The organism is Occultella glacieicola (assembly GCF_004353825.1).
Taxonomy (GTDB): Bacteria; Actinomycetota; Actinomycetes; order Actinomycetales; family Beutenbergiaceae; genus Occultella; species Occultella glacieicola.
Genome location: NZ_SMNA01000013.1, coordinates 58,962 through 79,438 on the forward strand (window position 1 = coordinate 58,962; position 20,477 = coordinate 79,438).

Genomic DNA, 20,477 nt, shown 5'->3' on the forward strand with positions numbered 1-20,477 from the left:
CGCGGCGCCGCAATCGGAGGAGTGAGAGTGACCGAGCAGAGCCGTGAGTTGCGCAGTCAGCAGTGGTACGCGGGGCAGGGGCGGGACGCCTACATCCACCGGGCCTGGATGCGCCGCGGCGTGCCCGCGGACGCGTTCGAGGGGCACAAGCCGCACATCGCGATCGCGAACACCGCCTCCGACCTGGCCCCCTGCAACTCCCACCTGAACGAGGTCGCCTCGAGCGTGCGGGACGGTGTGCTCGAGGCCGGCGGCGTCCCGCTGAACATGCCGGTGGTCTCCCTCGGCGAGACCCAGCTGCGGCCCACCGCCATGCTCTGGCGGAACATGGCCGCGATGAGCATCGAGGAGATGATCCGCGGCAACCCGATCGACGGCGTGGTGCTGCTCGGCGGCTGCGACAAGACGATCCCCGCGCTGCTCATGGGCGCGGCCTCGGTCGGCCTGCCGGCCGTGGTGGTGCCGGGCGGGCCGATGCTGACCGGCACGTTCCAGGGCGTCGCGCTGGGCTGTGGCACCGACGTGTGGCGGCTGTCGGAGGAGGTCCGGGCCGGCACGCTGCCGGCCGAGCAGTTCACCCGGTCGGAGTCGGCGATGATCCGCTCCCGCGGGCACTGCAACACGATGGGCACCGCGTCCACGATGGGGTTGCTGGCCGAGGCGCTCGGCATGGTCCTGCCCGGGCTGGCCGGCACCCCGGCCCCGGACAGCCGGCTGCTCGAGGGCTCCCACGCGACCGGCCGGCTCATCGTCGAGATGGTCGGAGCAGAACGCGGACCCGCGCAGGTGCTGACCAGGGCCTCCTTCCACAACGCCATCGTCACGCTCGCCGCCATCGGGGGCTCGACCAACGCCGTCGTGCACCTGCTCGCGATCGCGGGCCGCCTCGGCATCGACGTGACCCTCGACGACTTCGACCGGATCGGCTCCCACGTCCCGCTGCTCGTCGACCTGCAGCCGGCCGGGCGGTTCCTCATGGACGACCTCTACCGCGCCGGCGGGCTGCACGCCGTGCTGGCCCAGGTGCGGGACCTCCTCGACCCGACCGCGCTCACCGTGGACGGAACCCGCCTGGTCGACCACCTCGACGACGTGCCGATCTGGGACCCGGAGGTGATCCGGGTGCGCGAGGCCCCGGTGCTGACCGAGGCCGGCATCGCGGTGCTGCGCGGCAACCTCGCCCCGGGCGGCGCGATCATCAAGCCCGCCGCGGCCACGCCCGAACTCCTGCAGCACCGCGGCAAGGCGGTTGTGTTCGACTCGATCGAGGATTTCCACGCCCGGATCGACGACCCGGACCTGGAGGTCGACGGCTCGAGCGTGCTGGTGCTGCGCGGCTGCGGACCGAAGGGCTACCCGGGCATGCCGGAGGTCGCGAACATGCCGATCCCCAAGCGCCTGGTGGAGCTGGGTGTGCGGGACATGGTGCGCATCTGTGACGGCCGGATGAGCGGGACGGCGTACGGCACCGTGGTGCTGCACGTCTCGCCCGAGGCCGCGGCCGGTGGGCCGCTCGCCCTGGTCCGCACCGGCGACACGATCGTGCTCGACGTGGCCGGCCGGCGCCTCGACCTGGACGTCCCGGACGAGGAGCTCGCGGCGCGGGTCCCGAACGAGGCGACGGTGGCCGGGTTCGCGGCGCCGACCCGTGGCTGGGAGCGGCTGTACGTCGACCACGTGCTGCAGGCGGACTCGGGCGCGGACCTGGACATCCTGGTCGGCGCGAGCGGTCACGAGGTGAGCCGCGAGTCCCACTGAGGTCCCGCCGGCCGCCGTGTCGCAGCTCGCCGCGACCACCGGCACCCGGTGACGGCACCGGGTGTCGGGATCGGCCGCCACGCGTCGAGTCAGCCGCCAAGCCCTCGAATCAGTCCCTGCCCGAGGACTGATTCGAGGCCGGAGTCGCGGTGTCGGCGGGCCGCGCCGGCCGGGCATCCCGGCACGCCCGGCCCGACCCAGCCCCGCCCGCCCCGGCCCGGGACCACGGCGGCGGTCGAGCATCGCTTGACACCCGCCGTCGGCCGCTTCTACTCTGAACGCAGATGGTGAATCGTTTCAGAGCCGAAGGCCGATCATCGTCGTACCGAACCAGACTTTTGGAGCTCACCATGACCACGCCGGCCACCGTCGCGAACGGGGTGCGCGACGCCCTCGCCGCCCAGACCATCGAGCTGCCCTCGTGGGCGTTCGGGAACTCGGGCACCCGGTTCAAGGTGTTCGCGCAGGCCGGCGTGCCCCGCGACCCCTACGAGAAGATCGCCGACGTCGCGCAGGTGCACGCCTACACCGGCGCCGCGCCGCGCGTCTCGCTGCACATCCCGTGGGACCTCGTCGACGACTACGACGCGCTCGCCACGCACGCCCGTGACCTCGGGGTGAGCATCGGGGCGATCAACTCGAACCTGTTCCAGGACGACGACTACATGCTCGGCTCGCTCACCCACCCGGACGCCAAGGTCCGGGCGAAGGCGGTCAAGCACCACCTCGACTGCATCGACGTGATGCGCGCGACCGGGTCCACCGACCTGAAGCTGTGGCTGCCCGACGGCACGAACTACCCGGGCCAGGACGACATCCGGGCCCGCCAGGACCGGCTCGCCGAGGGCCTCGCGGAGATCTACGCGGCGCTCGACGACAACCACCGGCTGCTCCTGGAGTACAAGTTCTTCGAGCCGTACTTCTACACGATGGACGTCCCGGACTGGGGCACCTCGCTGGTGCACTGCCTCGCGCTGGGGGAGCGGGCCACCGTGGTGCTGGACACCGGCCACCACGCCCCGAACACGAACATCGAATTCATCGTCGCCCAGCTGATCCGGCTCGGCCGCCTCGGTGCGTTCGACTTCAACTCCCGCTTCTACGCCGACGACGACCTCATGGTCGGCGCCGCGGACCCGTTCCAACTGTTCCGGATCATGAACGAGATCGTCGGCGCGGATGCGCTCCGCGCCGAGTCCGGCGTGAACTTCATGCTCGACCAGTGCCACAACATCGAACCGAAGATCCAGGCCCAGATCCGGTCCGTCATGAACGTCCAGGAGGCCACCGCGAAGGCGCTGCTGGTGGACCGGGAGGCCCTGAAGGTCGCCCAGGCCAGCGGCGACGTGCTCGGCGCGAACGGCCTGCTCATGGACGCCTACAACACCGACGTCCGCCCGCTCCTCGCGCAGGTGCGCGAGGACCAGGGCCTGGCTGCCGACCCCATCGCCGCCTACCGCGCGTCCGGGTACGGCGAGAAGATCATCGCCGAGCGCGTCGGCGGCACCCAGGCCGGATGGGGCGCCTGACCTCCCGCCGCACCGGCGCCCGCAACCGGAACCGACTCCTACCACCCACGAGAGTGAAGGCTCTTCCATGACCAACCCGGCCGTCGCCGACCTCATCGCCCGGTCCAACCGCCTCGGCGCGGACCCGCGCAACACCAACTACGCCGGCGGGAACACCTCCGCCAAGGGCACCGAGATCGACCCGGTCACCGGGGAGTCCGTGGAGCTGTGCTGGGTGAAGGGCTCCGGCGGAGACCTCGGCACCCTGAAGGAGTCCGGCCTGGCGGTGCTGCGTCTGGACCGGCTGCGCGCCCTGACCGGCGTGTACCCGGGCGTGGACCGCGAGGACGAGATGGTCGCCGCGTTCGACTACTGCCTGCACGGCAAGGGCGGGGCCGCGCCGAGCATCGACACCGCGATGCACGGGCTCGTCGACGCCGCCCACGTGGACCACCTCCACCCCGACTCCGGCATCGCGATCGCCACCGCCGCCGACGGCGAGCAGCTCACCGCCACGATCTTCGGCGACCGGGTGGTCTGGGTCCCGTGGCGTCGCCCCGGCTTCCAGCTCGGCCTGGACATCGCCGCCATCAAGGAGGCGAACCCGGCCGCGATCGGCTGCATCCTCGGCGGCCACGGCATCACCGCCTGGGGGGAGACCTCCGAGCAGGCCGAGGCGAACTCCCTCGAGATCATCGCCACGGCCGAGGCCTACATCGCCGACCACGGCACGGCGAACCCATTCGGCGCCGTCGTGCCCGGCTACGAGGCGCTGCCCGAGACCGAGCGCCGCGCGAAGGCCGCCGCCCTGGCCCCCGCGATCCGGGGCATCGCCTCCGCCGACGCCCCCCAGGTGGGCCACTTCACCGACGCACCCGAGGTCCTGGACTTCCTCGCCAGCGAGAAGCTCGGTCCGCTCGCGGCGCTGGGCACGTCCTGCCCGGACCACTTCCTGCGCACCAAGGTCAAGCCGCTCGTGGTCGACCTGCCCGCGGCCGCCCCCGTCGAGGACGTGCTCGCCCGCCTGGCCGAGCTGCACGAGGCCTACCGCGCCGACTACGCCGCCTACTACGACCGGCACGCCACGCCGGACAGCCCGGCGATGAGGGGCGCCGACCCGGCGATCGTGCTGGTGCCGGGCGTCGGCATGTTCTCCTTCGGGAAGAACAAGCAGACCGCGCGCGTGGCCGGCGAGTTCTACGTCAACGCGATCAATGTGATGCGCGGCGCCGAGGCGCTGTCCAGCTACGCCCCGATCGAGGAGTCCGAGAAGTTCCGGATCGAGTACTGGGCCCTCGAGGAGGCCAAGCTCGCCCGGATGCCCAGGCCGAAGGCGCTCGCCACCCGGGTGGCCCTGGTCACCGGCGCCGGCTCTGGCATCGGCCGCGCGATCGCCGAGCGGCTCGCCGCCGAGGGTGCCTGCGTCGTCATCGCCGACCTCAACCTCGAGGGCGCGCAGGCCGTCGCCGCCGAGCTCGGCGGGCCGGACGTGGCCGTGGCCGTTCAGTGCGACGTCACCAGCGAGGAGCAGGTGTCCGCGCTCATCGACGCGGCGGCGCTCGCGTTCGGGGGCGTGGACCTGGTGGTCAACAACGCCGGCCTGTCCATCTCGAAGCCGCTGCTGGAGACCACGGTCAAGGACTGGGACATCCAGCACGACGTGATGGCCCGTGGCTCGTTCCTGGTGGCCCGCGAGGCCGCCCGCGCGCTGATCGCCCAGAAGCTCGGCGGCGACATCGTCTACATCGCGAGCAAGAACTCCCTGTTCGCCGGCCCGAACAACATCGCCTACTCCGCGACCAAGGCGGACCAGGCCCACCAGGTGCGGCTGCTCGCGGCCGAGCTCGGGGAGCACGGCGTGCGGGTCAACGGCATCAACCCCGACGGCGTGGTGCGCGGTTCCGGCATCTTCGCCGGCGGGTGGGGCGCCAAGCGGGCCGCCGTGTACGGCGTCGAGGAGTCCGAGCTCGGCGCGTACTACGCGCAGCGCACGCTGCTCAAGCGTGAGGTGCTGCCCGAGCACGTGGCCGCCGCGGTGTTCGCCCTCGCCGGCGGCGACCTGAGCCAGACGACCGGTCTGCACATCCCGGTCGACTCCGGGGTCGCGGCCGCGTTCCTGCGCTGATGGGGCGCCGGTGACCGCGTTCGCCGCCGTCGACCTGGGCGCCTCCTCGGGGCGGGTGATCCGCGCCGAGGTAGTGCAGGTCGACGGCGAGCCGCGCATCGTTCTCGAAGAGGTAGCCCGGTTCTCCAACGGCGCGGTGCCTGATCAAAACGGGGTGCCCGACGGCGCAGGCACGTTGCGCTGGGACCTCACCGGGCTCTTCGGTGAGATAGTGCAGGGGCTGCGCGCCGCTGCGCGGCGCGGCCCGCTCGCCGGGATCGGCATCGACACCTGGGCCGTGGACTACGGGCTGATCGGCGCCGACGGCGCACTGCTCGCCGAGCCCGTCGCCTACCGCGACGAGCGGACGGCGACCGTCATCGAGAACGTGCACTCCGCCGTCGGGCCGGAGGAGCTGTACGCGATCGCGGGCATGCAGCACCTGCCGTTCAACACGATCTACCAGCTCGCGGCCGAGCGGGACGCCGGCAGCCTCGACGGGGTGGCGCGGGCGCTGCTGATCCCGGACCTGCTCGCGTACCTGCTCACCGGCAACGAGGTGAGCGAGTTGACGAACGCGTCCACCACGGCCCTGCTCGACCAGCGGACCCGGACCTGGTCCGTCGACCTGCTGCGGCGGCTCGGGTTGCCGGCGGGGCTGTTCCCGGACGTCGTCGAACCGGGACACGTGATCGGCACCCTGTCCGGGCCGGTGCGGGAGGCGACCGGTCTCGGCGACGTGCCCGTGATCGCCGTCGGCTCCCACGACACCGCGTCCGCGGTCGCGGGCATCCCGGCCACGGGCGACGACTTCGCGTACGTCTCCTGCGGCACCTGGTCCCTGGTGGGTGTCGAGCTCACCGAACCGGTGCTCACCGAGGCCTCGCGGGCGGCGAACTTCACGAACGAGCTCGGCGTCGACGGCACCGTGCGGTACCTGCGGAACGTGATGGGGCTGTGGCTGCTCCAGGAGTCCCAGCGCACCTGGCGCGAGGCCGGGGACCCCGACCTCGAGATCACGACATTGCTGGACGCGGCGGCGCGGGTTCCGGCCCGGCGGACCCTCGTGGACGTCGACCACCCGGACTTCCTGCCGCCGGGGGACATGCCCGCCCGGATCGCCGCGCACGCCCGCGCGGGCGGCCAGCCGGTCCCGGTCGGCCCGGCCGAGGTGACCCGGTGCATCCTGGACTCCCTCGCCGTGGCCTACCGGCGGGCGGTCCGTGATGCCACCGACCTGTCCGGCCACCCGGTGCGGGTGCTGCACATCGTCGGCGGTGGGTCCAGGAACGCGCTGCTGTGCCAGGCCGCGGCGGACGCCACCGGCCTGCCGGTGGTCGCCGGGCCGGACGAGAGCACCGCCCTGGGGAACGTGCTCGTCCAGGCCCGTGCCGTCGGGGCCGTCACCGGCGATCTGGCCGGCCTGCGCGCGATCGCCGCCCGCGGGCTGCACCTGACCCGGTACCGGCCGGACCCGGCCGAGCGGGACGCCTGGGCCCTCGCCGAGGAGCGCGTGCACGGCGCCCGCGCCGACCTGGTGTGAGCGGCTACCGGAACCCGCTCGCCGGGCCGGCGGACGTAGCCGACTGGGTCCTCGAGGGCGACGGCGCGGTGACGTTTCCGCAGGGCCGGATGCGGCTGGAGTCCACCCGCGACCCCGCCGAGGGACAGGCCGCGAACCTGGTGTTCTGGTGCCCGGTCGAGGTGTCCGACGGCGTGGCGATCAGCTGGGACTTCTGGCCGGTCCACGAACCGGGGCTGTGCATCCTGTTCTTCGCGGCCACCGGGCACGGCGGGCTCGACTTGTTCGACCCGGCCCTGCCGGCCCGGACCGGTGAGTACGAGCAGTACCACCACGGCGCCCTGGACGCCTACCACGTGTCCTACTTCCGGCGCCGCTGGCCGGACGAGCGGGCCCTGCACACCTGCAACCTGCGCAAGTCCCACGGCTTCCACCTGGTGGCATCCGGTCCCGACCCGCTGCCGGGGGTGCCGGACGCCCGCGGGCCCTACCGGGTCCGGCTCACCCTCTCCCGCGGCGCCGTGACGTTCTCGATCAACGACGTCGAGTCCTTCCGGTGGGTCGACGACGGCTCGGTGGGCGGGCCGCCGCTGGGGTCGGGCCGGATCGGGTTCCGGCAGATGGCCCCGATGATCGCCGAGTACGCGAACCTGCGGATCGAGCCGATCTGACGACCGTGGGGTCCGCCGCCGGTCAGCCAGCGAGCCAGATCGCGGTCAGCAGGAGCGCCCAGAAGCCGACCACCACGTAGCCGAGCACCAGCGCCGCCATGGCAAGGCCCCGGCCGCGCATCAGGTTGTTCCGGGTCTGGACCACGCCGATGTGCCCGAAGACGATCGCGAGCAGCGCGGGCACCGACAGCACCACACCGAGCAGGGCGAACACGAGGGCGAGGGTCGCCCAGACCGAGGACTTCGGCGGTGGCGTGAAGTAGCCGGGACCGGAGAACGTCTCGGCGTAGGAGGGTAGCGGCCGGGTGTAGCCGTTCACGAACGGCGAGACGCCGTACTGGGCGGTCGCCTGCCAGGGCCGCATGGGCTCACCCCGGGGTTCGGGCTGACCCGCCCCCGGCACCGGGGCGCGAACCGTGCCGAGCGTTGCGAAACCGGCGCCGTCGGGCACGACTCAGCCGGTCGCCGTCGGGAGTGGTTCGCAGCCCTGCGGAGCAGGGATCACGACGGTCGGATCGAGGAGCACCTCGTCGGCGGGGAGCAGCATCTCGAACGTGCCGCCGAGCACCACGTCGACGGTGGCGTCCGCACGCTCGTCGAGCACGATGGTGGACTCGGGGAAGAGCAGCGCCACGCTGTACGCCTGGCCGAGGCCGGTGGGGCCGGCGACGAGCCGGACCACCCCCGCGTAGCTGGACTCGGCGTTGGCCTGGCTCGCGACGACGATGCCGCGGGCCTGCAGTTCGGCCGCGGTGGTGCCGGCGAGACCGGCCCGGGAGGTGCCGTTCAGGACGTTCGTGGTGATCTCGGCGAAGTTGACGTAGGTCTGCCCCTCGGGCGGGCACGGGCCGGGCGGGGCCGTCGCCTCGGTGGGCTCGGGGGAGTTGATCGGGATGTTCACGGGCGTCGGGAGGATCCCGACCCACATGGCACCCGCGGTCAGCGCGATCACCAGCAGCGCCGCGATCAGGGCCCCGAACACGACGGTCTGACGCTGCTGCAGGTGCCGGCGCCGGGCCAGCCGGGCCTCGGCGGCCGCGCGGTTGCCGTTCGTGCTCACGGAAGGAACCTAGCGGATGCCCGGACCACGGCGGTGCTCATGGCGTCAGATCTCCAGGACCCGGGCATGCAGCACGTTGCGCTGCTGCAGCGCGGTACGCAGGGCGCGGTGCAGGCCGTCCTCGAGGTAGAGCACCCCGCGCCAGGACACCACGTGGGCGAACAGGTCGCCGTAGAACGTGGAGTCCTCCGACAGCAGGCTGTGCAGGTCGAGGGTGGCCTTGGTGGTGACCAGTTCGTCCAGGTGCACCTGCCGCGGGGGGATCTCCGACCAGTCCTTGGGCGTGGTCAGCCCGTGGTCCGGGTAGGGGCGCTCATCGCCGACGGCCTTGAAGATCACCAGATGATCCTAAGTGAGGTAGCGGCCTGCCCCTACCGACCCACCATCACGGTTGGGAAATCCACTCTGTGGGAGTAGCATCCATTCGCATGCCGTCCGACGCGCCACCCGCTCTGGCCACGATGTCCTGGACCGACCTCGACGGCGCCCGCGGGGCGTTGCGGGAGGGATCGGCCCGAGGGTCGCTGCGGAGCGCGCGGGACGGGCTCCTGGCTCGGGCGCGGACGCTGTCGGTCCTCGCTCCGGTGGCCGTCACGGACAAGCCGGAACCGGGACCGTCGGGGCAGATCCGCGACTTCTACGCGATCGGCAAGTACGCCTGGCCCGACCCGGACCGACCGGACGGGATGCCGTACCAGCGCCGCGACTGCCTGATCAACCCCGACTCGAACTCGGCCCGCTATGACAAGGCGCGCTATGACGAGATGGTCGAACGGGTCCGGGTGCTCACCCTCGGCGCGTTCCTCGGCGACGACGCCGAGCTCGGCGCGGCCGCCGCTGCGGTGCTGCGGACCTGGTTCGTGGACCCTGCCACGTCGATGACACCGCACCTGCGTCACGCGGCCGTGCTGCCGGGGGTCAACGACGGCGCGGCGATCGGCATCATCGAGGGTGCCGTGCTCGTCGAGGTGCTCGACCACGTGCGCCTCCTCGAGGCGGACGGCCACTGGAGCGGCGCGGACCGCGACGGTCTGCGGGTCTGGATGGCCGAGTACGCCCGGTGGCTGCGGACGAGCGAGTTCGGCACCACCGAGGGCCGGATGGTGAACAACCATGGCTCGTTCTGGCTCGCACAGGTGGCCGCGGCCGCCGGCTATGCGGGCACCGCGACACCCGAGGTGATCGCCGACCTGGCCGGGCTCGGCCGCACGCACCTCGAGCACCAGCTCGGCCCGGACGGCTCACTGCCGGAGGAGATGGCCCGCCCGGACGCGTGGCAGTACGCGACCTACGGGTTGCGCGCGCTCGCCACCGAGGCCCAGGTCCTCGCCGGGCTCGGGGTGGACCAGTGGGCGTACGAGACGAGCGACGGGCGAAGCCTGCGCCTCGCCTACGAGTTCCTCCTGCCCTACCTGGGTGGTGCCGAATGGCCCTATGCCCGGGTGGACCAGGACGAGGACAACCACGCCGCCGACCACGCGATCGCCGCGGCCCGGATGGGAGCGATCGGACTCGCCGACCCGCGCGCGGTCGAGGCGCACCGCCGCATGGCCGCCAGCGGCGAGCCGAGGCACGTGGTGCTGGCCGGCGACGTTCGCCAGGGTGTGGACGCCTAGGAGTAGGCAAGATAGCGGCCGGGCTTGCCCGGATTCTCGACCGTGAACCGCAGTTGCAGGTCGGTCTGACCGATCAGGCCGACCTGCTGGGTGAACTGTTCGTTGGTGACGAAGAGGTGCCCGTGCAGGCTCCAGTCCTGCGCGAGCCAGGTCCGAAGTGCCTCGAGCAGCGCCCGATCCGTCTCCGTCGCCAGTCGGGACCGGCGCACCCAGAAGTACACCGCGGCCTCGTAGGAGTCCCAGCGTTGGTCGCCCACCGCGGTGATGCGCGCGCCGTTGAACGAGCGCCCATCGGTCGCCATGAGGTAGACGCACCCGAGACACTCCGTGCCGGACGGGTCTGTCACGGTGTAGGTGAACGCCCGGCGGTCGGCGTGCCGCTCCTCCAGCCCCACCAGGTCCTTGCGGTTCGCTTCGACCGTGAAGTCGTCCGCCGGCCACGTCGACTGCTCCCAGGTGCGCAGGTAGTCTCGGCTCTCCATCACGGCCGCGTAGTCCAACTCGGCGTCGTCGGCCATGATCGGGCGGAGGATGAACTCGGCGGTTGCCAATCCCTCAGGGATGGATTCCAGGTTCGTGAAGGGCACGTCGTGCTCCCGCATGTCGGTGGCTCTCGGTTCACGGTAACGACTCCTCCGGGAGCCTCAAGCGAATATGCCCGACGGCGCCCGGGCGCGTCGCCCTACTCTGGGCTCTCATGGGGCGACGTCGCAGCGCAGGGCTGGTGGTGGCCGTGGCGCTCCTGGGAAGCGGCACCTCCTGCACGGACCCGTCGCCGACGCCGTCCACGGAATCATCGGTGACACCGTGTGACATCGCGGCTCCCGACGCCGCATTTCTGCCGCCGGACTTCTCAGGGGAGATCCAGCATCAGGCCGATGGGTTCGGGGGCTTGTTGTTCGAGTCGCTCGAATCGGCCGTATGTGACGGCTTCGAGAGGGTACTTGTCGAGCTCGGCTCCTACCGCGGTGAGGACCCCGGTCAACCCGGCCTGTGGGCCGAGTGGGTCGATCAGGTCACGCTCGACAGCGGAGAGATCGTGCCCATCGAGGGTTCGCAGATCTTGGTGCTCAGCATCATCGGCGCCACCTGGCAGCCCGACACCGGCGGCACTCATGGTGTCTCCGGTCCTACCGGCGACCCGATCGCCGAGGCCCAGTACCAGGAGCAGTCGGGAGGTTCGGCCGGGCTGTTCGTGGGGCTCATCGAACGTTCGGAGTTCCGCGCCTTCACCCTGGCTGACCCTTACCGGGTCGTGGTGGACGTCCGGTCGCCTTCCTGAGCCGCTCGGTGTCCGACGAGCCGGTTGAGTCGCTCGGACATGAGTAGACCCAGTGCGGTCAGCACGGCGAGGAACAGCGGAAGGATCCACATTCCCGTCCAGGTCGAGATCGCGCCGAACAGCGGGGGCGCGAGGGTGGAGCCGGTGTAGGCGGCGGCCATCTGGATGCCGATGATCGCCTGGGAGTTGCGGCGGCCGAAGTTCACCGGTGTGGAGTGGATGATGGCGGGGTAGATCGGCGCGGATCCGAGCCCGGCGACCACGAGCCCGACGAGCGCGAGCACATTCGTCTCCAGCGGAAGCGCCAGCATCACCACGCCGATCCCGACGCTCAGGAAGCCGCCACGGATCAGTAGCCGGTCCCCGATCCGGTCGGCGAAGAAGCCGGCCAGGAACCGCCCGGCGGTGATGCCCAGCAGGAAGAGCGAGGCGAACGCGGCCGCCGTGGCGGGCGCGACTCCGCGATCGGTGACGAGGTACGTCGACGCCCAGAGGATCGACGTGCTCTCGAGCGCGCAGTAGGCGAAGAAGGCGGTCAGGATCAGGGCGACGCCCGGGATCCGCAGGGCGCGCGCGAGGGGGACGTGGGTGCTGCCCTGTCCCGACGGTCCGGGCCCGGCCTCATGAGCCTCGTGGGGTTCGGCGGCGTGCCCGTCCGGGATGACGGAGTTGACCCTGCCCCAGAGCGGGAGGCTGACGAGCAGCAGGAACGTGAGGGCGGCCTGGATCGTGCCGACGATGAGGTAGGCGTTGGACCACCCCAGGCCGGAGGTGATGGCGTAGCTCATGATGAACGGGCTGATCGACGCACCGACACCCCAGAAGCTGTGCAGCCAGTTCATGTGTCGTGCCGCGTAGTGCAGGGCCACGTAGTTGTTGAGAGCCGCGTCGACCGCGCCGGCTCCCAGGCCGTAGGGGATCGCCCACAGGCACAACATCCAGAACGAGTCGGAGAAGGAGAACCCCACGAGGGCGGCCGCGGTCATCCCGACGCTGACGGCCGTGACCAGGCCGGCGCCGAACCGGCGGGTGACCCGCTCGGAGGCGAGGCTCGATGCGATGGTGCCGCCGGCGATGATCATGGTGATGATGCCGGCGAAGGCCACGGGAACGCCGAGGTCCTGATGCATGACCGGCCAGCCGGCACCCACCAGGGAGTCGGGGAGCCCGAGGCTGACGAAGGCGACGTAGATGATGGCGAGGAGGAGCGAGTACACGGCTTGGCGAACTGCCTTTCACGGGGCGTGGCGATCACGACGCAGCACCGCCGCGCACGGACGAGCGTACACAATGTGTGTGCACGCTCGTACACATAGAGGTAGATTCGCGAGCATGGTGGCAACCCAGCCCGCGGCCTCCGCAGGACCGAGCGATCCGATGCCCGACCACAAGCGCGCCGCGGGCACACGGCTCGGTCGCCGGAACGACCCCGACCGGCGCGACCGGATCATCGACGCCTGCATCGAGGTCGTCTCACGCGCCGGTGTCGCCGGCACCTCCCACCGGAAGGTCGCTGCCCAGGCCGCCGTCCCGCTCGGCGCGATGACGTACTACTTCGACGGCATGGACGACCTCCTGCGAGAGGCCTTCACTAGGTTCGCCACGACGATCAGCGACAGGTTCGAACGCCGCATGGCCGCGGCCCCCGATGCCGACGCCGCACGGGAGGCCGTGATCGCGATCATCCTCGAGGACGTCTTCGGCGATGACCGCGAACTCGTGTTGTCGCACGAGCTCTACACGCTCGCCGCCCGCGACCGGTCCTACCGCTCGATCACCGCCGACTGGATGGCACGCAGCCGCGCCGCCCTCGAGCGCCACTTCGATCCCGAAACCGCGCGCATGCTCGACGCGCTCATCGAGGGGCTCACCATCCACCGTGCGCTCGACTCACAGCCTCGCGACCCTCGCGAGGTCGAGATCGCCGTCACCCGCATCCTGACCCGTGGCGGCGAAGCTCGATAGGCATCGGGGTCATCCCCACGGGGTGCGAAGGCCCGCAGGCGGGCATAGCGTGCGGAAATGAACGCCAATGAACCCGGCTCACTGTCCGCCGTGATGCTCAACTGCACGCTGAGTCCTTCTCCGGCCGATTCGAGCACCGACGTGCTGGGCCGGCAGGTGCTCGACTCTCTTGCCGAGCACGGGGTTTCCGGCTCTCAGGTGCGCGTCGTCGACCGCGACGTGCGTCCCGGCGTCGAACTCGACATGGGGGAGGGGGATGAGTGGCCGGCGATCCGCGAGCAGATCATGGACTCGGACATCCTTATTCTGGCCACGCCCACGTGGATGGGGCAACAGTCGAGCGTCGCGCAGCGGGTCTTCGAGCGGCTCGATGCGGAACTGTCCGAGACCGATGACGAGGGCCGGCTCCTGACGTTCGGCAAGGTGGCGGTCGTGGTGGTGGTCGGCAACGAGGACGGTGCTCACCACATCTCCGCGGTGGCGTACCAGTGCCTCAACGATGTCGGCTTCACCATCCCGGCGCAGGGCGTGACCTACTGGAACGGTGAGGCCATGCACACGGTCGACTACAAGGAGCTCGAGCAGGTCCCGGAGGGAACCGCATCGGCGACGGCGACGCTGGCCGCCAATGCCGCCCACCTTGCCCGGCTGCTGCGCCGAGACGGCTACCCGGCAGCCTGACGTTCGGTGACGCCCAGCCTCGACCTGCTCCTGCCCGTCGGGCCGCAACCCTTCGCGCCGGCCGAACAACGACGGGTCCGTGCGGCCGTTGACGAAGGGTTGGCAGACGGGCTGTGGGTCCGGGACCTGCCGTGCGTACCGTTCGGCGACCAGGACGCCGGACAGGGTGGCGACCCGTTCGCCCACCTGGCCTTCCTCGCGGGCGCGGGGCTCGACCGCGGGCTGCGCCATCTGGGAACGGCCGCCATCATCCTGGGCCTGCGCCATCCGCTCGTCGTCGCACGTGCGGTCACCGGCCTGCAGTCGCAGGCCAGTTGCCGTCTCGTCCTGGGCGTCGGCACCGGCGGCAAACCTGCGATGAACGACGCGCTCGGCATCTCCGGTCGGTCGATGCGTGACTTCGCCGGGCAGTGGGACCAACTGCGTGAGGCGCTCCTCCGCCCGGGCGACGGCGCGGCGACGACGTTCGTGGTCCCCGGGGACTACCGCCCCCCGGACATGCAGCTGGCCACCTCGAACATCGCCAGGTGGGAGGCGATCGAGGGCAGGGCGGAGGGCTGGCAGACATTCCTCACCACGCCCGAGGACTACCTGACAGCGCTGGACGCCGTGCTGACCGTGCACAACGGACCGCTCCGGGTCTGCGTCCGCGCCGATGTCACCCTGACCAGCGACGCACCGGCGTCCCCGCAGGTCGGCGAGCGGGGACGAGTCACCTGCAACCCACAGCAGCTCGCCGGGCTCCTGCGCCCCTGGGTCCAGCTGCCCGTCGATCACCTGCTCCTGAGTCTGCGCGGAGCCGACCCGCTCGCGACCCTGCGACTGGTTCGCGAGTCCCTGTGACCCGGCGTGGCCTGGGGCCAGCGCCGGCGGAAACCAAAGGTCGCACTGGATCCGCTGGCCCGGGTCATGAGCCGTGCGCGTGGCCGAGTCCGGCGGCAAGTAGTACGCCGCAACTCACGGACCCGGTGCTTCAGAACCGTGAACCACCCGCACCTACCCCCAATCCCGCTCAGGCAATCACCGTCGCCGGCATTCGCGGATACGTGTGCAACAACTCCCGGATCGCAGGCTCCGCCGCGTGCACGACCGAGCCTTTCGCCGCCCGCGCATGCTTCGGCGGCGATTCGCGCGCCAGCGCCCGGTGCAGCCTGCGGATCTACGCCCAGTCCTCCACGGTCATCACTCTCCTCGGCTTGGCCGAGGGGTCTGAATTCGGCCGTCGCTACGGGGTGAGTCTTCAGGCGTCGTCGACACCCCTAATTGTCTGGAACGTTCCCCTTTCGTTCAGATGCCGCACGCGTGCTGGAAGCACGGTGCCTCAACCGCCTCCGCAACTGACTCTTGAACCGTCGTTGCGCCGTCTCAAGCATCACGAAGCGCGGGTCGTTCGCGCCCTCGAAGTAGGAGTTCTCAGCGGCGTCGCGGCCACCGTCGGCCTCGATGACCCGAGCCAGGCTTTCCCGCATCGGCGGTCCGTCAGAGAACTTTCTGGCCCACGCGGCCTTCGGCGTCTCCGGCCCGGTCCCTCCTTCGGTTATGAATCCAAGGCCGACGTCTACCTGCTCGCGCAACGCTTCGGCTAGGGACGCCCTTATCAAGCAGGCGAAAGCGCTCGATGCGGGATTCGACCTTCACGGACTGGGCGAGCGAGATCGGCTAGAGGGCCTGGGACAGCCGTACGTCGCTGGCGGTGCTCATGTCGAAACGAGGTCCTCGCTCAGGTGCGGCATCCAGTCGATGGCGCGCGCGGTCATGGTCGTGAGATCGGTCAGTGGCTCGTCAGCGAACAGGCTGATCGCGGTGTTGTGCTTGGTGACCCAGCCGGTCATGGCCGTGATGCCGAGGAACGAGCGAAACAGGTGCTGGAAGAACGCCCCGTGCGTGAGAAGGGCGACCACGTCGGTCGCCTGGTGCTGCTCGCGAAGCCCCTCGATCAGGATGCGCGCACGTTCGGCGCGCGCCTGATGGTCGTGCTCGTAGGGCTTGACGTACCAGCCGTTCGGTCCGGCGCCGGCTGGTAGCACCAGCCGTGAGCTGACCGCCTGGAGCGCGTCTGCCGTCGCGCCGGGGTGTGTCCTGGGCATGCCGTCCTCACCGTCGATGAAGACGCCGGCCGTCTCGTAGGCGTCGAGGTGGCCAAGCAGCGGGAGGTCGACGGCGTCCGCGAGTGGCGCGGCGGTCTGCACCGCGCGTGTCATCAGGCTGGTGTGGATGTGGGTGAGTTGCCAGGGCAGCACCCCGGCCGCGACCGCCTGAGCCAGCAAAGCGGCCTGGGTGTGGCCGAGGTCGGTCAACTCGGGGTCGTGGTGACGGCCGATGGAGGCGCCGGTCTGGGACTCGAGGAGGTTGTTGGCCGACTGGCCGTGTCTGATCACTACGAAGCGCACAGGCACATTCTTCCCGAGACTCGGCCAGTCCGGTGCGCGGCGAAGCCGTTCACCCGCGGTGACGACGGTTCAGGCATCCGGAAACGGTCGATCGTGGTCGATCATTGCTGCCAGGCCCTCGTTGAGTCCCTGTGCACGTGTGCCTTCGCAGACCGGAGCGGGGTTCTCGTGGCACAGGGCCGCCAGATCGATCCCTGGGTCGATGGACTCCGCACCGGTCAGTCCCACAGCGCCTGGATGGAGCATGAGCGTTTCGACCCAATCTGTGACGTTCGTGCACGTTGTCACGGTGGCCCGGATGGCTGTTTTCTCCGCTCCTCCCGTCCGCGTCATTTCCTCATCGGCGGCCTCATTGCCTCGACGCAAGCCGCTGAAATGGCGCGGCACTGGGGGCCGCGGTCGCGGATGGTGCTAGTACGTCCGTGGTCGTGGCGCGCGCTCTGGCCGCAGGAGGCGTCGGGTCGCCAGTCTCAGCAGTGCACGAGGTAAGTACCAGCGCGAGCAGGCCGATGATGGTCCGACGAGCGAGTGTGTCAGCGTGCGACGATCTCAGCCGGCTGCTAGAGGGGCCCGGGTCGGCTCCGCTCTCGGCTTCCGCAACCTGACCCACTACATCGCCCGATCACTCCTGGAAGCAGGCGGCTTCAGACGGCTGCTACACCCCATCTGCGATGAGCCCCGAATCGCCCCACTTCGGTGGTGCGGAAACCACTAGGCTCCGACGCAAGCGGAGTTTCCGACAAAGGGGTGCAGAATGGATATCGGCGAGCGGCTGGCGTCACTTGCGACGAAGATCGAGCAGCAGAAGGCGTCCATCGGGACTGAGGAAGCGACGAAGAACGCCTTCGTTATGCCGTTCATTTCCCTGGTCCTTGGGTATGACGTGTTCAACCCGAGCGAGGTGATCCCGGAGTTCACTGCAGACGTCGGGACGAAGAAAGGCGAGAAGATTGACTACGCCATCGTCAAGGGCGGCGAACTCCAGATGCTCATCGAGGCCAAGACGGTCGGCTCCTCGCTCAGCCTGAACCACGCCTCGCAGCTGTTTCGCTACTTCGCGACAACGAACGCACGCATCGCGATCCTGACCAACGGGCAGCACTTCCACTTCTTCACCGACCTCGACAAGCCCAACCGGATGGACGAGAAGCCGTTCCTCCAGTTGGACTTGCTCGACCTCGACGAGACGCTCATCCCGGAGGTCCAGAAACTCACCAAGGACGCGTTCGACCTTGATTCGATCGTCAGCGCCGCCGAGGAGCTCAAGTACATCGGCGCGCTCAAGCGGGCGCTGGCCGCCCAGTTCCGTGAGCCGGACGACGAGTGGGTCAAGGCACTGACGAACCAGGTCTACGACGGTTCGTTCACCCAGAAGGTCAAGGAGCAGTTCCGCGTCCTAGTGCCCAAGGCCATGAAGCAGTTCCTCGCCGACCAGGTCAACGACCGCCTCAAGGCAGCGCTCGGTGGCCAGACCTACGCCGACACGACCGTGCCGATGACGGGGGCCGAGGCGGCCGTGGAGAGCGTCGCTGAGGCCAAGGCGTCCGATGAACGTGGCATCGAGACCACGCTCGAGGAGGTCGAGGGTTACCAGATCGTGCGCGCTATCGCCTGCAGCGAGATCACGCCAGCGCGGATCATGCACCGCGACACCAAGAGCTACATGGGCATCCTGCTCGACGATAACAACCGCAAGCCGATCGCCCGCCTGCACTTCAACACCGGCCAGAAGTACCTTGGCCTGTTCGACGAGGACAAGGCCGAGACACGACACCCGATCACCTCGCTCGATGAGATCTACGAGCACGCCGAGCACATCCGCAAGACCGTGCACAACTACCTCTGAGCACCATCGCCGCGCTTGGCGCCGGATCAGGTTGTGTGCCGCCGTTACCGCGCGGGTACCGCCGAGGGTGTCGAGGACGCCGAGGGCGTGGGTGTGCCGTTGACGATCTTCGTGCCCACTACTGCACATCGCGGCTCGGGCAAGAACAACAGAATCCCGCCGAAAACTGGTGTTTCTGGCGGGATCCTGGAGACTGCTGGGCGGAGGATGGGGGATTCGAACCCCCGAGGGCTTGCACCCAACACGCTTTCCAAGCGTGCGCCATAGGCCACTAGGCGAATCCTCCTGGTCAGGCGTCCACGAGGATACCCGAGTTGGGCGGCGGTTCCGAACCGGCTGCCGTGACCCGCCACACAGCGCGTCGGTTGCGCCGACCGTGGCCCAGACGGTTGCATGGTGATATGGACGACCCTCCGCATAGACCCGCCCGACTGCGACGCGCCGCCGAGCCGCCCGCCGGAACGGCCCGCTGATGGACGGCGGCACGCTCGTCAGCATCGGCCTCGTGCTGCTGTTCATCCTCATCGGAGGGGTCTTCGCGGCCACCGAGATCGCGCTCGTGTCGCTGCGCGAGAGCCAGATCGACCAGATCGCCGAGAAGAGCGAACGGGGTGCCCGGGTGGCCGCCGTGGCCCGCGACCCGAACCGGTTCCTGGCCGCCGTCCAGATCGGTGTGACGGTCGCCGGGTTCTTCTCCGCGGCGTACGGGGCGTCCACGATCGCCCCCGACTTCGTCCCGATCCTGGTCGGCTGGGGGATGCCGGAGTCCGCCGCGAGCACGGTGGCCCTGATCGTGATGACGCTGCTGATCGCGTATCTGTCCCTGGTGCTCGGCGAGCTCGTGCCGAAGCGGTTCGCGCTGCAGCGCTCCACCGGGGTCGCCCTCGGCGTCGGCCCGCTACTGGACCGGTTCTCGACCCTGATGCGGCCGGTGATCTGGCTGCTCTCGGTGTCCACGAACGCCGTCGTGCGGCTGTTCGGCGGCGATCCGAACGCCACGAACGAGGAGATCACCGACGAGGAGTTGCGTGGCCTGGTCATCGCCCACGAGGGCCTGCCCGAGGACGAGCGGCAGATCCTGCGGGACGTGTTCGACGCGGGCGAACGCTCGGTCAGCGAGGTGATGCGCCCCCGGCACGAGGTCGCGTTCCTCGACGGCGACCTCGGCATCCGCGAGGCGACCCGGTTCATCGCGGACCAGCCGTACTCCCGGTACCCGGTCATCGGTGAGGACTTCGACGACATCCTCGGCTTCGTGCACGTCCGGGACCTCTTCCTCGCCGACGTCGCCACCCTCGCCCCGGACGACGAGGTGCCCCCGACCGTGCACCCGGGCACGTCCGCGCAGAAGGTCCGGGACCTGGCCCGCGAGATCGTGGTGCTGCCCTCCACGAACGCGCTGCTGCCCTCGATGTCCATCATGCGGCGGGCCCGGATCCACATCGCGGTCGTCATCGACGAGTACGGTGGCACGGACGGGATCGTGACGCTGGAGGACCTCGTCGAGGAGCTCGTCGGCGAGATCCACGACGAGCATGACGTCGAGCTCGTCGGGGACGCGTCACCGGCCGAGGACGACGGCCTGATCGACGCCGGCCTCAACCTCGAGGACTTCGCCGACCGGGTCGGGTTCGAGCTGGTGGACGAGGGCGACTACGAGACCGTCGGCGGCTACTTCCTGGACCGGCTGGGCCGGGTCGCGCAGGTCGGCGACGTGGTGCCGGCGGGCGACCACGTCCTCGAGGCGGTCGAGATCGACGGGCACCGGATCGTCACGGTGCGGGTGCACCGGACCGAGACCGGCAGCTGAAGCCGCCGATTGGGCATGCCCGACGGCGGATGGTCGCCGTCGTGGTCGGTGCCGGCTTCGTCCCGTGCCCGACGGCGGATGCTCGCCTCGGGTGGTCGGCGCACCTGTGCGCGCTGGTCGGCCGGTTCGAACCTGTCCGAACGCCCGGTTAGTATGGACGGCAGACCCCCCGTGTGGCGTCATCCCGCTGAACCCCCCCAGGGCCGGAAGGCAGCAAGGGCAGGTGGGCTCTGATGGGTACGCGGGGGGTCCTTCATGCCCGCC

General features: G+C 70.2%; 18 protein-coding genes, 1 tRNA gene and 1 other RNA gene. 13 read left to right on the forward strand and 7 right to left on the reverse strand.

Annotated elements, in window-relative coordinates:
• The first annotated feature begins 21 nt into the window (after positions 1-21).
• The 5 genes from EXU48_RS20975 (at position 22) to EXU48_RS20995 (ending at position 7,563) form a co-directional block, all read left to right on the forward strand.
• Entirely contained in the window at positions 22-1,758 is a 1,737-nt protein-coding gene (locus tag EXU48_RS20975; protein WP_407938765.1) for an IlvD/Edd family dehydratase, read from the forward strand.
• Between the two features lie 350 nt (positions 1,759-2,108).
• Entirely contained in the window at positions 2,109-3,287 is a 1,179-nt protein-coding gene (gene rhaI / locus EXU48_RS20980) for an L-rhamnose isomerase (RefSeq protein ID WP_133109647.1), read from the forward strand.
• A gap of 67 nt (positions 3,288-3,354) precedes the next feature.
• On the forward strand, positions 3,355-5,391 hold the full coding sequence (locus EXU48_RS20985) for a bifunctional aldolase/short-chain dehydrogenase (protein ID WP_133109648.1): 2,037 nt from the start codon (positions 3,355-3,357) through the stop codon (positions 5,389-5,391).
• 10 nt (positions 5,392-5,401) lie between these two features.
• Complete coding sequence (locus EXU48_RS20990; protein WP_133109649.1) at positions 5,402-6,913, forward strand: rhamnulokinase; 1,512 nt, start codon at positions 5,402-5,404, stop codon at positions 6,911-6,913.
• Complete coding sequence (locus EXU48_RS20995; protein ID WP_207947854.1) at positions 6,910-7,563, forward strand: DUF1961 family protein; 654 nt, start codon at positions 6,910-6,912, stop codon at positions 7,561-7,563. The genes EXU48_RS20990 and EXU48_RS20995 overlap by 4 nt, the downstream gene beginning before the upstream one ends.
• A gap of 22 nt (positions 7,564-7,585) precedes the next feature.
• On the opposite strand, the gene EXU48_RS21000 is transcribed toward EXU48_RS20995, so the two are convergent.
• From EXU48_RS21000 to EXU48_RS21010, 3 genes are all read right to left on the reverse strand, one after another.
• The gene (locus EXU48_RS21000; RefSeq protein ID WP_133109650.1) at positions 7,586-7,927 is read right to left on the reverse strand and encodes a DUF4190 domain-containing protein; all 342 of its coding nucleotides are present in this window, start codon (positions 7,925-7,927) and stop codon (positions 7,586-7,588) included.
• Between the two features lie 90 nt (positions 7,928-8,017).
• The gene (locus EXU48_RS21005; protein ID WP_133109651.1) at positions 8,018-8,623 is read right to left on the reverse strand and encodes a LytR C-terminal domain-containing protein; all 606 of its coding nucleotides are present in this window, start codon (positions 8,621-8,623) and stop codon (positions 8,018-8,020) included.
• 45 nt (positions 8,624-8,668) lie between these two features.
• The gene (locus EXU48_RS21010) at positions 8,669-8,962 is read right to left on the reverse strand and encodes a type II toxin-antitoxin system VapB family antitoxin (RefSeq protein ID WP_133109652.1); all 294 of its coding nucleotides are present in this window, start codon (positions 8,960-8,962) and stop codon (positions 8,669-8,671) included.
• Positions 8,963-9,051: 89 nt separating this feature from the next.
• On the opposite strand from EXU48_RS21010, the gene EXU48_RS21015 reads away from it, so the two are divergent.
• Entirely contained in the window at positions 9,052-10,239 is a 1,188-nt protein-coding gene (locus EXU48_RS21015; RefSeq protein ID WP_133109653.1) for an alginate lyase family protein, read from the forward strand.
• Here the strand turns inward: EXU48_RS21015 and EXU48_RS21020 are convergent.
• Positions 10,236-10,841 (reverse strand): GNAT family N-acetyltransferase, encoded by a 606-nt coding sequence (locus tag EXU48_RS21020; RefSeq protein WP_133109654.1) that lies wholly within the window; start codon positions 10,839-10,841, stop codon positions 10,236-10,238. The genes EXU48_RS21015 and EXU48_RS21020 overlap by 4 nt on opposite strands.
• Before the next feature lie 197 nt (positions 10,842-11,038).
• Here EXU48_RS21020 and EXU48_RS21025 point away from each other — a divergent pair, with 197 nt between their 5' ends.
• A complete protein-coding gene (locus EXU48_RS21025; RefSeq protein ID WP_133109655.1) occupies positions 11,039-11,521 on the forward strand; it encodes an AMIN-like domain-containing (lipo)protein in 483 nt (160 codons plus the stop codon).
• Here EXU48_RS21025 and EXU48_RS21030 read toward each other — a convergent pair.
• Positions 11,485-12,738, reverse strand: coding sequence for an MFS transporter (locus EXU48_RS21030; RefSeq protein WP_133109656.1), 1,254 nt, complete (start codon positions 12,736-12,738; stop codon positions 11,485-11,487). The genes EXU48_RS21025 and EXU48_RS21030 overlap by 37 nt on opposite strands.
• Positions 12,739-12,853: 115 nt before the next feature.
• On the opposite strand from EXU48_RS21030, the gene EXU48_RS21035 reads away from it, so the two are divergent.
• Genes EXU48_RS21035 through EXU48_RS21045 form a run of 3 tightly spaced genes read left to right on the forward strand, consistent with a single transcriptional unit; the run spans position 12,854 to position 15,010 of the window.
• Positions 12,854-13,486: a TetR/AcrR family transcriptional regulator gene (locus tag EXU48_RS21035; RefSeq protein WP_328591664.1), complete on the forward strand. Its 633-nt coding sequence runs from the start codon at positions 12,854-12,856 to the stop codon at positions 13,484-13,486.
• A 57-nt stretch (positions 13,487-13,543) separates the two neighbouring features.
• Complete coding sequence (locus EXU48_RS21040) at positions 13,544-14,167, forward strand: flavodoxin family protein (protein WP_133109657.1); 624 nt, start codon at positions 13,544-13,546, stop codon at positions 14,165-14,167.
• Between the two features lie 6 nt (positions 14,168-14,173).
• A complete protein-coding gene (locus EXU48_RS21045; protein ID WP_133109658.1) occupies positions 14,174-15,010 on the forward strand; it encodes an LLM class flavin-dependent oxidoreductase in 837 nt (278 codons plus the stop codon).
• 854 nt (positions 15,011-15,864) lie between these two features.
• Here EXU48_RS21045 and EXU48_RS21050 read toward each other — a convergent pair.
• Positions 15,865-16,557: a phosphoglycerate mutase family protein gene (locus EXU48_RS21050; protein WP_133109659.1), complete on the reverse strand. Its 693-nt coding sequence runs from the start codon at positions 16,555-16,557 to the stop codon at positions 15,865-15,867.
• A 754-nt stretch (positions 16,558-17,311) separates the two neighbouring features.
• Here EXU48_RS21050 and EXU48_RS21055 point away from each other — a divergent pair.
• Positions 17,312-18,403 carry a type I restriction endonuclease gene (locus tag EXU48_RS21055; RefSeq protein WP_133109660.1) on the forward strand — a complete coding sequence of 364 codons (1,092 nt, stop codon included), beginning with the start codon at positions 17,312-17,314 and terminating at the stop codon, positions 18,401-18,403.
• A gap of 201 nt (positions 18,404-18,604) precedes the next feature.
• Here EXU48_RS21055 and EXU48_RS21060 read toward each other — a convergent pair.
• Positions 18,605-18,689: transfer RNA gene (locus tag EXU48_RS21060), tRNA-Ser, on the reverse strand.
• A 186-nt stretch (positions 18,690-18,875) separates the two neighbouring features.
• Here EXU48_RS21060 and EXU48_RS21065 point away from each other — a divergent pair.
• Positions 18,876-20,213 (forward strand): hemolysin family protein, encoded by a 1,338-nt coding sequence (locus EXU48_RS21065; RefSeq protein WP_133109661.1) that lies wholly within the window; start codon positions 18,876-18,878, stop codon positions 20,211-20,213.
• Positions 20,214-20,373: 160 nt separating this feature from the next.
• Positions 20,374-20,470: signal recognition particle sRNA small type (ffs, locus tag EXU48_RS21070), an RNA gene on the forward strand.
• Positions 20,471-20,477: the final 7 nt, after the last annotated feature.